This window comes from Streptomyces sp. NBC_00996 (genome assembly GCF_045162675.1).
Lineage (GTDB): Bacteria > Actinomycetota > Actinomycetes > Streptomycetales > Streptomycetaceae > Streptomyces.
In genome coordinates this window covers 7,687,822-7,700,398 of the sequence record NZ_CP108723.1, presented here as the reverse complement: position 1 = coordinate 7,700,398, position 12,577 = coordinate 7,687,822, and the positions used below count along the sequence as shown (strand labels likewise).

General features: G+C 70.5%; 11 protein-coding genes. 5 read left to right on the top strand and 6 right to left on the bottom strand.

Features of this window, described 5'->3' with window-relative positions; all coding sequences use genetic code 11:
* Positions 1 to 6: 6 nt before the first annotated feature.
* The gene (locus OG390_RS36090) at positions 7 to 546 is read right to left on the bottom strand and encodes a GNAT family N-acetyltransferase (protein WP_406173738.1); all 540 of its coding nucleotides are present in this window, start codon (positions 544 to 546) and stop codon (positions 7 to 9) included.
* Positions 547 to 698: 152 nt separating this feature from the next.
* Here OG390_RS36090 and OG390_RS36085 point away from each other — a divergent pair, with 152 nt between their 5' ends.
* The 3 genes from OG390_RS36085 to OG390_RS36075 all read left to right on the top strand — a co-directional run bounded on the left by OG390_RS36085 (position 699) and on the right by OG390_RS36075 (position 3,927).
* A complete protein-coding gene (locus OG390_RS36085) occupies positions 699 to 2,672 on the top strand; it encodes a glycoside hydrolase family 97 catalytic domain-containing protein (RefSeq protein WP_406173737.1) in 1,974 nt (657 codons plus the stop codon).
* An 88-nt stretch (positions 2,673 to 2,760) separates the two neighbouring features.
* A complete protein-coding gene (locus tag OG390_RS36080) occupies positions 2,761 to 3,645 on the top strand; it encodes an alpha/beta fold hydrolase (RefSeq protein WP_406173735.1) in 885 nt (294 codons plus the stop codon).
* A gap of 75 nt (positions 3,646 to 3,720) precedes the next feature.
* Positions 3,721 to 3,927, top strand: coding sequence for a DUF5988 family protein (locus OG390_RS36075; protein ID WP_406173733.1), 207 nt, complete (start codon positions 3,721 to 3,723; stop codon positions 3,925 to 3,927).
* 31 nt (positions 3,928 to 3,958) lie between these two features.
* On the opposite strand, the gene OG390_RS36070 is transcribed toward OG390_RS36075, so the two are convergent.
* The 3 genes from OG390_RS36070 to OG390_RS36060 form a co-directional block, all read right to left on the bottom strand.
* The gene (locus OG390_RS36070) at positions 3,959 to 4,822 is read right to left on the bottom strand and encodes an alpha/beta fold hydrolase (protein ID WP_406173731.1); all 864 of its coding nucleotides are present in this window, start codon (positions 4,820 to 4,822) and stop codon (positions 3,959 to 3,961) included.
* 88 nt (positions 4,823 to 4,910) lie between these two features.
* Entirely contained in the window at positions 4,911 to 6,542 is a 1,632-nt protein-coding gene (pruA, locus tag OG390_RS36065; protein ID WP_406173729.1) for an L-glutamate gamma-semialdehyde dehydrogenase, read from the bottom strand.
* Between the two features lie 239 nt (positions 6,543 to 6,781).
* Positions 6,782 to 7,708: a proline dehydrogenase family protein gene (locus tag OG390_RS36060; protein WP_406173727.1), complete on the bottom strand. Its 927-nt coding sequence runs from the start codon at positions 7,706 to 7,708 to the stop codon at positions 6,782 to 6,784.
* Between the two features lie 168 nt (positions 7,709 to 7,876).
* Here OG390_RS36060 and OG390_RS36055 point away from each other — a divergent pair, with 168 nt between their 5' ends.
* Positions 7,877 to 9,190 carry a PucR family transcriptional regulator gene (locus tag OG390_RS36055; RefSeq protein WP_406173726.1) on the top strand — a complete coding sequence of 438 codons (1,314 nt, stop codon included), beginning with the start codon at positions 7,877 to 7,879 and terminating at the stop codon, positions 9,188 to 9,190.
* Here OG390_RS36055 and OG390_RS36050 read toward each other — a convergent pair.
* Both OG390_RS36050 and OG390_RS36045 read right to left on the bottom strand, forming a co-directional pair.
* Positions 9,101 to 10,027, bottom strand: coding sequence for a GntR family transcriptional regulator (locus OG390_RS36050; RefSeq protein ID WP_406173724.1), 927 nt, complete (start codon positions 10,025 to 10,027; stop codon positions 9,101 to 9,103). The two genes, OG390_RS36055 and OG390_RS36050, sit on opposite strands and share 90 nt — an antisense overlap.
* Positions 10,028 to 10,114: 87 nt before the next feature.
* A complete protein-coding gene (locus OG390_RS36045; RefSeq protein ID WP_406173722.1) occupies positions 10,115 to 10,738 on the bottom strand; it encodes a TetR/AcrR family transcriptional regulator in 624 nt (207 codons plus the stop codon).
* Between the two features lie 110 nt (positions 10,739 to 10,848).
* Between OG390_RS36045 and OG390_RS36040 the strand changes: the two genes are divergently transcribed.
* Positions 10,849 to 12,408 carry an MFS transporter gene (locus OG390_RS36040; protein WP_406173720.1) on the top strand — a complete coding sequence of 520 codons (1,560 nt, stop codon included), beginning with the start codon at positions 10,849 to 10,851 and terminating at the stop codon, positions 12,406 to 12,408.
* The last annotated feature ends 169 nt before the right edge of the window (positions 12,409 to 12,577 follow it).

The window sequence follows — 12,577 nt, the reverse complement described above, 5'->3', positions numbered from 1 at the left end:
GGTCACTCAGAGCACGTCGCCGTCACGCCAGTCGAAGACCAGCTCGTGCGCCGGGTCGAGGGGACCCGCCGACGTGGGGCGCACGAACGTGGTGCCCTCCTCCTCCGGCAGCCGCACGACGCCGTCCGGGCCGAGCACGCAGATCCGGCCCGGCCAGACCTGCCAGCCCCGGGCCGTGTACAGGGCGGCTCCCTGCTCGCTCGCGGAGAGCGCCCCGAGCCCGTACGCCCCCTCGACGATCCGCTCCAGCTCGGCCATCACCCGTCCGCCGAGGCCCGTGCGGCGCGCATCGGCACGCACCCCGACCGCCTCCACGTATCCGACGCGCAGCGAGCGGCCGCGGTGCAGGACGCGCCGTTGGATCACCGAGCCGTGGGCGGCAAGGCCGCGCTCGTCGTGCACCAGGACGTGGATGCCGCCGAGCCCGTGCTCCCAGTCCTCGTCGCTGAAGTCCCCGTCGAAGGCGTCGTCCAGGAGGTCGCGGGCCGCGCGGAGTTCGGCGGAGGTGAGATCCGCCGTGTGGGCGGTGCGCAGTCGGGTGGTCATCGGCCCAGTATTCACGGGGCCCCACTGGTGCAGGAACAGATCGAGCTCACCACAGATTGCTCCTACCTCTGATCCTGCGAGACACCTTGACAGCCCCACAGAGCCACTCCACCCTCACAATCATCGGATGACTGCGAGAAAGAGGGTGCCCTATGTCGGTCCAATTACGGGCCCGCTCGGCCCGGTCGCGGGCCCGCTCGGTCCCATTGCGGGCCCGCACCATCGTGTTGACGCTCTGCTCCGCCCTGCTCGCCACCGCCGCCACCGCGCTGCCGAGTCGCGCCGAGGCCGCCGCGTCGGGCGGACCGGCCTGGGAGGTGAGAGGACCCCACGGCTCCCCGACGGCGGTCGTGGCGCTCGATCCCGCCGACGGACACGCGACGCTCGCGGTGAGACGTGACGGCGCAACGGTCCTGGAGCCCTCCCCGGTCGGACTGGTCACCGAACAGGCCGACTTCTCCCGGGGACTGACCTACGCCGGACGCTCCGACCGCACGGTCACCGAGCACTACACGAGCCCAACGGGCAAGTCCCGCAAGCGCGTGGTCCATATGACCGAGGCCCGTTTCCGCTTCCGCACGGCGGCCGGTGCCCGGCTCGATCTGGTGACCCGGGTCGCCCCGGACGGTGTCGCCTACCGCTACGTCCTGCCGGGGGCCCACGGCAACGTGCTCCGCGAGACCTCGGCCTTCACCCTCCCCGCCGGCTCGAACGCCCTCCTCGGCGGCTACCGCGCGGACAACGAACTCCGCTTCTCCCGCTACGACTCGGCCGCGACGGCCCCGGCGGGCGCGTACATGATGCAGGCGCTTTTCGGAACGCCGGGCGGTTACGCCCTGATCGCCGAGTCGGACGTCAACGGCAGCTACGCGGGCGCCCATCTGACGCACTCGGCGGACTCCTCGACGTACCACCTGAGCCTGTGGAACGACGAGCCGATCCAGACGTCCGGCACGCTCACCACCCCCTGGCGCGCGCTGGTCACCGGCGATCTCGCGACCGTCACCGAGTCGACCTTCGTGGACGACCTCGCCCCGGCGTCCCGCGTCCGCGACACCTCCTGGATCAAACCGGGCCCGGCCCTGTGGACCTGGCTGGCGGGCGGCAAGGAGGCGGGACAGAGTCTGGCGGCCCAGGAGAAGTACGTGGACTACGCGGCCGAGCGCGGCTGGCCGTACGAAGTCGTGGACGCGGGCTGGTACTTCAGGACCGACGCCTGGGACGTGGTCGATCCCGACTGGCAGACGGACAGCTGGATGCCGGAGCTGGTGCGCTACGCGGCGGCGAAGGGCGTAGGCATCCACGTCTGGCTGCACTTCAGCCCGCTCACCGACCCGGCCGAGCGCGAGAAGTGGCTCGGGACGCTGGAGAGCTGGGGCGTCAAGGGCGTGAAGATCGACTTCATGGACTCGGAGTCCCAGGAGCGGATGCGCTGGTACGACGAGGTGCTGGAGTCCACCGCCCGCCACCACCTCATGGTGAACTTCCACGGCTCGACGATCCCCAAGGGCATTCAGCGCACCTGGCCGCAGGTCATGACGATGGAGGGCGTCGGAGGCGAGGAGAAGCGCACGAACACCCCGGAGCAGCTGGCCTCGCTCCCCTTCACCCGCAATGTCATCGGCTCCATGGACTTCACGCCGGGCGCCTTCCATCGCCCGTACCGCCCCAACGTGGCGTCGGACGCGGGTGAGTTGGGTCTGACGGTCCTCTACGAGTCGGGCATCCAGAACCTCTCCGGGACCCCCGAGTCGTACGACGCGCGCCCCGAGGCCCGCCGCTATCTGGAGGAGCTTCCCGCCCGCTGGGAGGAGAGCCGACTCCTCACCGGCGACCCGGGCCGCTCGGCGGTCCTGGCGCGACGCGCCGCGGACGGCCGCTGGTTCATCGGCGGCACGTTCACCGGCCCGGCCCGCACGGTCGACGTACCTATGCGCCTGGGCGCCGGCCGCTGGCTGGTGGAGACGGTGACGGACGGCCCGTCGGGGCTGGTGCACGAGACGCATGCCGTACGCGGTGGCGACACCCTCGCCGTACCGGTGACGACGGACGGCGGCTTCGCGGCGATCGCCTGCCGCGCGCACGAGGGCCGTACGACCTGCGAGAACCGATCCATCATCCACTAACCCCTGAAACTTGCTTGACTGGTTACAAGTGGGCATGATGCACTACCGAAACCATCAAAGAGAGTTTTAGGGGTTAGGGGAGCCGCTCATGAACGCGCACCGGATCCACCACCGCACGACCGCCGTCCGCGGCCACGAGATCCACTACCGGGAGGTGGGGCCCGTGGACGCCCCGGTGCTGCTCCTGCTGCACGGCTTCCCGACCAGCTCGCACATGTTCCGGGACCTGATGCCGCTCCTCGCCGACCGGTACCGCCTGATCGCCCCCGACCACCTGGGATTCGGCCGCTCGGCAGCACCCGCGGCCACCGAGTTCCCGTACTCCTTCGCCCGGCTGGCCGAGATCACCGGCGAGTTCACCGAGCGGCTCGGGCTGAAGGAGTACGCGCTCTACATCCAGGACTACGGCGCCCCGATCGGTCTGCGCCTCGCGCTCGCGCACCCCGAACGGGTGACGGCGATCATCACCCAGAACGGCAACGCGTACGAGGAGGGGCTGGGCGCCGAGGCCTGGGCGCCCGTCCTCGCGCTGATCGCCGCGCGCACGCCCGAGACCGAGGCGCCGGTCCGCGAGATCAGCAGCCCCGACGGCATCAAGTGGCAGTACCTGCACGGCGTCCCCGACCCCACGCTCGTCAGCCCCGAGGCCTACGAACACGACGCGGCCCTCATGGCCCGCCCCGGGCAGCCCGAGATCCAGCTCGACCTGATCTCCGACTACGGCTCCAACTTCGCCCTCTACCCGGCCTTCCACGAGTACTTCCGCGCCGGCCAGGTCCCCCTGCTGGCCGTCTGGGGCGCGCACGACGAGATCTTCGTGCCGGCGGGCGCCCTGGCCTTCCAGCGCGACCTGCCGCAGGCCGAGATCCACCTGCTGCCCACGGGGCACTTCGCTCTGGAGACGCACTCCGACCAGATCGCACGGCTCATGGGGGACTTCCTCGACCGACACCTGACGACGGCCCACGGCTGAGCATCGGATCGCCCACACGGCTGATCCTCCGCGCGGCATGCGGCATCGGGCTCCGGCAAGGGGAACGGTGACGTCATGAGCGACACGACCAAAGCACTGCTCGAGGGCGGCCCGGACGACCTGCCCGAACGGATCGTCCCGATCCCGCCCCCCGGAACGGATGTGAAGATCGCGTTGCGCAACGGATACGAGCACTTCAGGGCGACCCCGCGGCAGGCGGACACGCCGGAAGGCAGGCTGCCGGTGTACGAGTGGTGGGAGCGGACGGAGCTCCCCGGGTAACGCCACGCCGGGCCCGGCGAGGGACGGCTGATCACCGCACCGCCGCCGTCACCGCCTCCCGGAAGCCCTTCGGGTCCTCCACCCACGGCATGTGCCCGGCCTCCGGAAGGATGACCCGCCGTACCCGCGGCAGCGACCGCTCCAGCGAGTCGACCGCCGAGCGCGGCCGGATGTCCCGGGCGCCGTCGACGATCAGCACGGGCACGTCGAGCAACGCGCAGGCGGCGGACAGCTCCGGCGTGCCCCAGATCCGCTTCCCTTCCTCGTTGAGGGCCTTGTTGCACGCGTCGTTGATCCCGAACCACGGGTCGGCCATCCGCCGGGCGTGGGCCGACGCCCGCTCCCGGTCCTCGAACTCGGCCGACCACTGGAGCACCGCCCGCTCCCGGTCCTCGTCCTCGGTCCGGTGCGGAAGGTCCGTCAACTCCTGCCAGCGGGCCCGACGTTCAGGATCGTCCCGGAGCCGGGCGAGGAAGCGGGCCACGAAGGCGGGGTACCAGTCGGCGTCCGGGCCGATGCCCGTACCGGAGACGTACACCAGCGCGCTCACCCGCCGCGGGTGGGCGAGCGCGTAGCTCAGCGCCAGCTGGGCGCCCCAGGAGTGGCCGAGCAGCGCCATCCGCTCCAGCCCGAAGTGCCGTCGTACGGCGTCCAGATCCGCGACGAAACGCTCGCTCGTCCAGGGGCCGGCACACCGCTCGGACCGTCCGCACCCGCGCTGGTCCCAGCGGACGACCGGGGTCACGTCCGCCAGCAGCTCGGCCACGTCCGCGAACATGTCCCACAGGCCCGGCCCGCCGTGGCACAGCACCAGTGGTGCCCCCGGACCCGACCTCGTCGCCCACAGGCGGCCCCCGTCATCGGCCTCAACCGTCTCGCTCCTCGCCCGGGTCATGGGGCAAGTCTGCCCGCGCGGACATGGAAACGGGCCGGGAAGCCTGCTCGGGGGGTCAGGCTTCCCGGCCCGGGTGTGCGGGGGCGTGTCAGCCCATGTGCGGGTACCCGTAGTCGGTCGGCGGGACCAGCGTCTCCTTGATGGCACGGGTCAGCGTCCAGCGCATCAGGTTCTGCGGGGCGCCGGCCTTGTCGTTGGTGCCCGACGCGCGGCCGCCGCCGAAGGGCTGCTGGCCGACGACGGCACCGGTCGACTTGTCGTTGATGTAGAAGTTGCCCGCCGCGTAGCGGAGCTTCTCCATCGTGTACGCCGCGGCCGCGCGGTCGTTCGAGACGACCGAGCCCGTCAGCGCGTAGTCGGACGCCGACTCCATCTGGGTCAGCATCTCGTCGTACTTCTCGTCCTCATAGACGTGCACGGCGAGGAAGGGACCGAAGTACTCCGTCTTGAAGACCTCGTTCTCCGGGTCCGAGCACTCGACGACCGTCGGGCGCACGAAGTAGCCGACCGCGTCGTCGTACGAGCCGCCCGCGACGATCGTGCAGGACTCGTCGGCCTTCGCGCGGTCGATGGCGGCCTTGTTCTTGGCGAACGAGCGCTCGTCGATGACCGCGCCGATGAAGTTCGACAGGTCGGTGACGTCACCCATGGTCAGGTAGTCGACCTCGGCCGCGAACTCCTCCTTGAAGCCGGAGTTCCAGATGGAGGCCGGGATGTACGCACGGGAGGTGGCGGAGCACTTCTGGCCCTGGTACTCGAAGGCACCGCGGGTCAGAGCGGTCTTGAGGACCGCGCGGTCGGCGCTGGGGTGCGCGACCAGGAAGTCCTTGCCGCCGGTCTCGCCGACGAGCCGCGGGTAGGAGCGGTACTTCTCGATGTTGTTGCCGACCGTCTTCCACAGGTACTGGAAGGTCTTGGTCGAGCCGGTGAAGTGGATGCCCGCGAGGTCGCGGTGCTCCAGGGCGACCTTGGAGACCTCGATGCCGTCACCGGTGACGAGGTTGATGACGCCCTTGGGCAGGCCCGCCTCCTCCAGGAGCTGCATCAGCAGCACGGCGGCGTGGGTCTGCGTCGGGGACGGCTTCCACACGACCACATTGCCCATCAACGCGGGCGCGGTCGGCAGGTTGCCCGCGATCGCCGAGAAGTTGAACGGCGTGATCGCGTAGACGAAGCCCTCGAGCGGGCGGTGGTCGAGGCGGTTCCAGACGCCCGGCGAGTTGGCCGGGGGCTGCTCGGCGAGCAGGTCACGGGCGTACTTGACGTTGAAGCGCCAGAAGTCGACCAGCTCGCAGGGACAGTCGATCTCGGCCTGCTGGGCGGTCTTCGACTGGCCGAGCATGGTGGAGGCCGCGAGGGTCTCGCGCCACGGGCCCGCCAGCAGCTCGGCGGCGCGCAGGATGATCGCGGCGCGGTCGTCGAAGGACATCGCGCGCCAGGCCGGGGCGGCGGCGAGGGCCGCGTCGATGGCGTCCTGGGCGTCCTGCTGGGTGGCGTGGGCGCCGGTGCCGATGACGGCCTTGTGGTTGTGCGGCTGCACGACCTCGAAGCGCTCACCGCCACCGAGTCGCTTCTCGCCGCCGATGGTCATCGGCAGCTCGATCGGGTTCTCGGCCAGCTCCTTGAGCTTGGCCTCCAGACGGGCGCGCTCGGGCGAGCCGGGGGCGTAGCCGTGCACCGGCTCGTTGACGGGGGTGGGGACCTGGGTCACAGCGTCCATCAGCTACCTCTTCCGAGTGAATCCCTGGCTCCAGCCCGGGAGAGCCGAAACCGTGTGCGTATGTTGGGCGGCGGTCAGGGCTTGACCGTCACATGCTCGCTGCGGCGAGCGAGTGAGAAGCCCCCTCGGGGGCGGAGTCACGGGTTCCGTAACACTTTTCCGGAACCGGGTCGGCTCAGCCGACCGACGGGCGGTAGCTGCCGTTACCCAGGATGTACCCGGATGCCGACAACTACTGCTCAGCCCTTGGTGAGGATCGAGCGTGCGAAGAACAGGAGGTTGGCCGGCTTCTCCGCGAGGCGGCGCATGAAGTAGCCGTACCAGTCGGTGCCGTACGCGGTGTAGACCCGCATGCGGTGGCCCTCGGCGGCGAGCCGAAGGTGCTCCTCGCTGCGGATGCCGTACAGCATCTGGAACTCGTACTCGTCCAGCTTGCGCCCGGCCTGGCGCGCGAGCTCCTGCGCGATGGAGATCAGTCGCGGGTCGTGGGACCCGATCATCGGGTACCCCTCGCCCTCCATCAGGATCCTCAGGATGCGGACGTACGCCTTGTCGGTCTCGGCCTTCTGCTGGTAGGCGACGTCGGCGGGCTCCTTGTAGGCGCCCTTCACCAGGCGTACGCGGCTGCCGCTCACGGCGAGGCGGCGGGCGTCGGCCTCGGTGCGGAACAGGTAGGCCTGGATGACGCAGCCGGTCTGCGGGAAGTCCTTCCGCAGCTCCTCGTGGATGGCGAACATCGAGTCGAGGGTGGTGTGGTCCTCGGCGTCCAGTGTGACGGTGGTGCCGATCGCTGCGGCGGCCTCGACGACCGGGCGGACATTGGCGAGGGCGAGCTCGTGACCGCCCTCCAGCGCCTGCCCGAACATCGACAACTTGATGGACATCTCCGCCTTGGTGCCGAGGTCCAGGTCCTTGAGGTGCTCGATGAGCTCCAGGTACGCGTCCCGGGCGGCGAAGGCCTGCTCGCGGGTGGTGATGTCCTCGCCGACGACGTCGAGGGTGACCTCGAGCCCCTTGGCGACAGCGTCCTGGACGATCGGAATGACCTGGTCGACCGTCTCGCCGGCGATGAAGCGGGCGACCACCTGCTTGGTGCCGGGGGCCGCCGACACGAAGCGGCGCATCTTGTCGCTGCGCGACGCGGCGAGAATCACGGGACCCAGCACGGGGCACCTCCACGGAAAGAACGGACGGCCGCGGCCCCTCAAGAGACTTTTCGGGTACGGCACGGAGAACCACCGTGAAACTTAAGGATCCCTCCGATCGTCGACCATCGACAGCTGTCACGCATCCGTGCCCTGGATCTCAGACATCTGTATGAGGCGCCGTGGAATATGGGGCAGAATGCCCGTGTGACGGGTGATTTCAAGGCGGTCCGCGGGGCAGGCCGCGGTGAGTACCAGGAGCTGGTGGACGAGATCTCGGCGCTCCTCGGCGCCCCCGCGACGCTGGAGAACCGCGACTTCGAACTGATCGCCTTCGGCGCCTACGACAGCGACAGCGACTTCGACGAGGCCTCCCTCGACCCCGTCCGCACCCGCTCGATCCTCACGCGCCGCTCCACGTCGGCGGTCCGGGCGTGGTTCGAGAGCTTCGGCATCACGCGCGCGAGGGGTCCGGTGCGCATTCCACCGACTCCGGAAGCCGGGGTGTACAGAGGGAGAATCTGCCTCCCCGTACGCCATCGGGGGGTCGTCCTCGGTTACGTATGGCTACTGGCCGACGAGCCCGGGCCCACCGACACCCAGCTGACCGCCGCCATGGAGGTCGCCTCCCGCATCGGCGCCCTGCTCGCCGACGAAGCCCAGGCCGGCGCGGACCTCACCCGCGAGCTGCGCGCCGTCCTCACCGCCGAGCGCGGCTGGCAGCGCGACATGGCTGTCGCCGAACTGCGCACCGCCCTCGGCCCTCGCGGCGACGGACTGCACACCCTCGTCTGCGTCGCCCCGTGGGCCTCGGCAGACCCGGACGACGCCCCTTCCGCCCGTACGGTGCCGGGCGCGACGGCGCTGTGCACGGTGCCTTGGGGGGCAACCGGACAGAGCCTGGCACTGCTCGTACGACTGCGCTCGGCGGACGTACTGACTCCGGCGCTGACGGCGGCTTCGCGGTTCGTGCGGAAGGCGGAGGGCGGGCGCGGGGTGGGTCGGCCCACGGGCGGTGGCACAGCGACAGGGAGTGAGCCGGGCGAGGCGACCGGATCCGTATCCGGCGGGGCAGTCGGCGGCGACCCCCGCCGTGCCGCGGCCGGGGTCGCCGCCGCCCGCGTCGGGCTCGCCGAGCTGGGCACGGCCTGGCAGGAGGCGTCCGCCGCCGCGCGCGCCGTACTGGCCGAGCCGCGCCTCGGCCCGGTCGCCGAGTGGGGGTCCATCGGGCCCTTCCGGCTCCTGACCTCCCTGCCTCCGGAGGCCGCCCAGGACCCTGTCGTGCGGGTCCTGCTGTCCCCCGCCCACCGCGAACTCGCCCGCACCGCCGAGGTGTTCCTCGACTGCGCGGGCCAAGCCGGGCGCACGGCCGCGGAGTTGGGCATCCACCGCCAGACCCTCTACTACCGTCTCTCACGGGTCGAACAGCTCACCGGCCTCGACCTGGACGACGGCGAGGACCGGCTGTTGCTGCACATGGCGTTGAAGGGGGCACGGCTCTAGTGCGCTGCGCCAGAAGTTCGTCGGTGGATTCGCGCCTTGCCCGGCCGGGTTGGTTGTCCGCCCATCCAGCCCCGGCCTGCGAGTATTCGGCCAAGTCGGCGGCAGTGGGGCACCAAGAACTAACGACGAATTAATGGCGCAGGACACTAGTAGGGCTTCGCTAGGTAGCCCAACTAGTACCTGTCTTTCGGGGCACTCCGACTTCGGGTCACGGCGCCTCACCACCGTCGGTGAGCAGGGCTCTGTGCGTGCAACTGCAAGGCTGAGGAGAGAGTCGACGCGATGGGGTCCCCCCGCGCGAGCGAAGCCGAGCGTGGGGGAGTCGGCGACTGACGACAACGCCACAGATGCGCGTGCCGAGCCCCGCGGCCCAGGCGTCATCCGAAAGACAGGCCCCCGGCCCGTCCGGGGACAGGGAGTGTCTCCGGACGGGACCGTCTCCAGGGATGGGGCCGTCGCTGGGAACACGGACCTGCAAGCAGGTCGCCGACCGCCGCGATGCCCTCCGCGATCGCCCGCTCCCCCACATCCCCGAAACCCGGCACCAGTTGAACCGGCGTGGTCGCGTGCGTGGAGCGGCACGGGTACGCCGTGCCGGAAGCCGGCGATCAGGCGCGGGGCCGCCGGGTGGGCGGAGGCGGGCGCGGGAGGCACATGGGCGCCCGCCGCGACCCGCCTGGCGGAGCCGACGCGCGTCACGAGGTAGCCCTCCGCCTGGAGTTGGACGTAGCAGTCCTGGACCGGGCCCCTCGACAGGCCGAGCGCGCGGGCGAGTTCGCGGGAGGACGGAAGGCGTTCACCGGCGACCAGCCGACCGGTGCGGATCGCGTCGCGCACCTGTCGTTCCCGACCGCGCGGTCGTACGCCACTTCACGAACCGCGCGATCGAGATGCGCGAGGGCGGACTCGTACCGGCCCGACGCCTCAGCCCTGCCCCTGCCCCTGCCCCTTGCCCTGCTTCTTCGCCTCCGCGGCACCGGCCGCGTCGATCACCCTCCGCAACCCCTCCGTGAGGTCGTCCGCAGTGGACGCACTCGCCGGGTCGAAGAGCCACTGCACCATCAGACCGTTGAGCAGCGCCTGGTAGAAGCCGCCGATCGACTGCACGGTCCGCTCGTCGAGCGTCTCCTCGTCCAGGCCCGTCATCATCGTGACGAGCCCGGACCGCCCCTCGATCTGGGCCTTCGCCATCAGATCCCGGAGCTGCGGCACCCGGTCCCCCTGCGTGGCGATCTCCATGCTCGCGGCCCACAGGGGCCGGAAGTCGTCGAAGGACTCCAGCAGCCCCGTCCACACGCTGTGGAACCGATCGAGGGAGCCTCCGCGCTCGGCTTCGAGCGCCGAGGCCGGGGCGAACTTCTCTCCCCATTCCTGAATCAGCTCCACGAAGGCCTGCGTCAGCAGCGCGTCCTTCGATCCGTAGTGGTAGCCGATGGACGCCAGGTTCGTCCCCGACTCCTTGACGATGTCTCGCGCCGTCGTGCGCACGAACCCCTTCTCCAGCAGGCAGCGCTTGGCGCCTTCGAGCAGATCCTCACGGTGTCCCATGCGGACCAGCGTACCCGCGATCCATACAGTCGTCCTATACCGACGTCCAACACAAACGTCTTAAACGCTCGTACTAGACAAGCGTTTAAGACGTGCGTACAGTCGCTGCCATGACGCACTCGACGAGCACAACTCCCGCACCCGGCACACCGGTTGGCCTCGCCGGCCGCCGCGAATGGACCGCCCTCGGCGTTCTGATGCTTCCGCTGCTCCTGGTCTCGATGGACGTCTCGGTCCTCTACTTCGCGATCCCCTCGATCAGCGCGGACCTGGAGCCCAGCGGCACCCAGCAGCTGTGGATCTTCGACATCTACGCGTTCGTGCTCGCCGGGCTGCTGATGACGATGGGCTCGCTCGGCGACCGCATCGGCCGCCGCAAGCTCCTCCTCTTCGGCGCCGCCGCCTTCGGCACCGCCTCGGTGATCGCCGCGTACGCCAACAGCCCCGGGACCCTGATCACCGCCCGCGCGCTCCTCGGGATCGGCGGGGCGACTCTGATGCCGTCGACGATGGCGATCATCCGCACGATGTTCACGGACTCCGGCCAGCGCGCGAAGGCGATCGGCATCTGGTCCGGCGTCATGACCGGCGGCATCGCGCTCGGTTCGGTGATGAGCGGTGTCCTCGTCGAGTACTTCTGGTGGGGCTCGGTCTTCCTGGTCAACCTGCCCGCGATGGTGCTGCTGCTGGTCCTCGGCCCGATCATGCTCCCGGAGTCCAAGAACCCGGAGCCCGGCCGCTTCGACCTGCTCAGCGTGCCGCTGTCGATGGCGGCGGTCCTGCCCGTCATCTACGGCATCAAGGAAATCCCCTCCGAGGGCTGGAAGTTCGAGTACGTCGTTTCGATCCTCGTCGGTCTGGTCTTCACCGCGCTCTTCGTCCACCGCCAGCGCACCGCGAAGTCCCCGCTGATCTCCCCGGCCCTGTTCCGCGGCCGCGGCTTCGCGCCGGCCGTCGTCCTCAACCTGATCGCCTCCTTCGGGATGCTGGGTTCGGCGTACTTCACCACCCAGTACCTGCAGTCCGTGCTCGGCAAGAGCTCCCTGGAGGCCGCGCTGTGGGCGCTGCTCCCCACGGTCCTGGTCGGCGTCGCGGCACCGGTCGCCGCGCAGCTCGTCCAGAAGGGTGTGCACCGCGCCCACGTCGTCTCCGGCGGCTTCGTCACCGCCGCCTGCGGCTACGGGCTGCTGACCCTCGCCGGTACCGACTCGATGTGGCTCGTCCTCGCCGGCGCCGGTGTCCTCGCCGCCGGAATCGTCACCGTGATGTCGCAGATGATGGACCTCGCCCTCGGCACCGTCCCCGTCGGCAACGCGGGCGCCGCCTCCTCCCTTCTGGAGACCGGCGCGGAGTTCGGCGGCGCGCTGGGCATGGCCGTCCTCGGCTCCATCGGCACGGCGGTATACCGCCACGAGATCCCGGACGGCGCTCCGTCCCCGGCTCACGAGACCCTGGGCGGCGCGCTGGCCGTGGCCCGGCAACTGCCGGGCGACGCGGGGCAGGCCCTGACGACGGCCGCGCGAGAGGCTTTCACCAGCGGGATGCAGGCCGCGGCGATCGCGGGGGCGGTGCTGCTGCTGGGAGCGGCGGTGCTCGCCACGGCGACGCTGCGCAAGGTGCAGGTGCCCGAGGCCGCGGAGACTGCGGAGACCGCGGAGTCGCTCGCCTGAGGGCGCGCTGCTGGGACGGGGCCGGGGATTCCCCGGCCCCGTCCGGCTTTTCCTCCTGGCCGGAGCCGGATGGGTTCTCGCCCCCTCCGCCCCTACCCGTCCCGTACCTGGGGGCTCCGCCCCCAGACCCCCGTATCGCGCTGACGCGCTCGTCCTCAAACGCCGGACG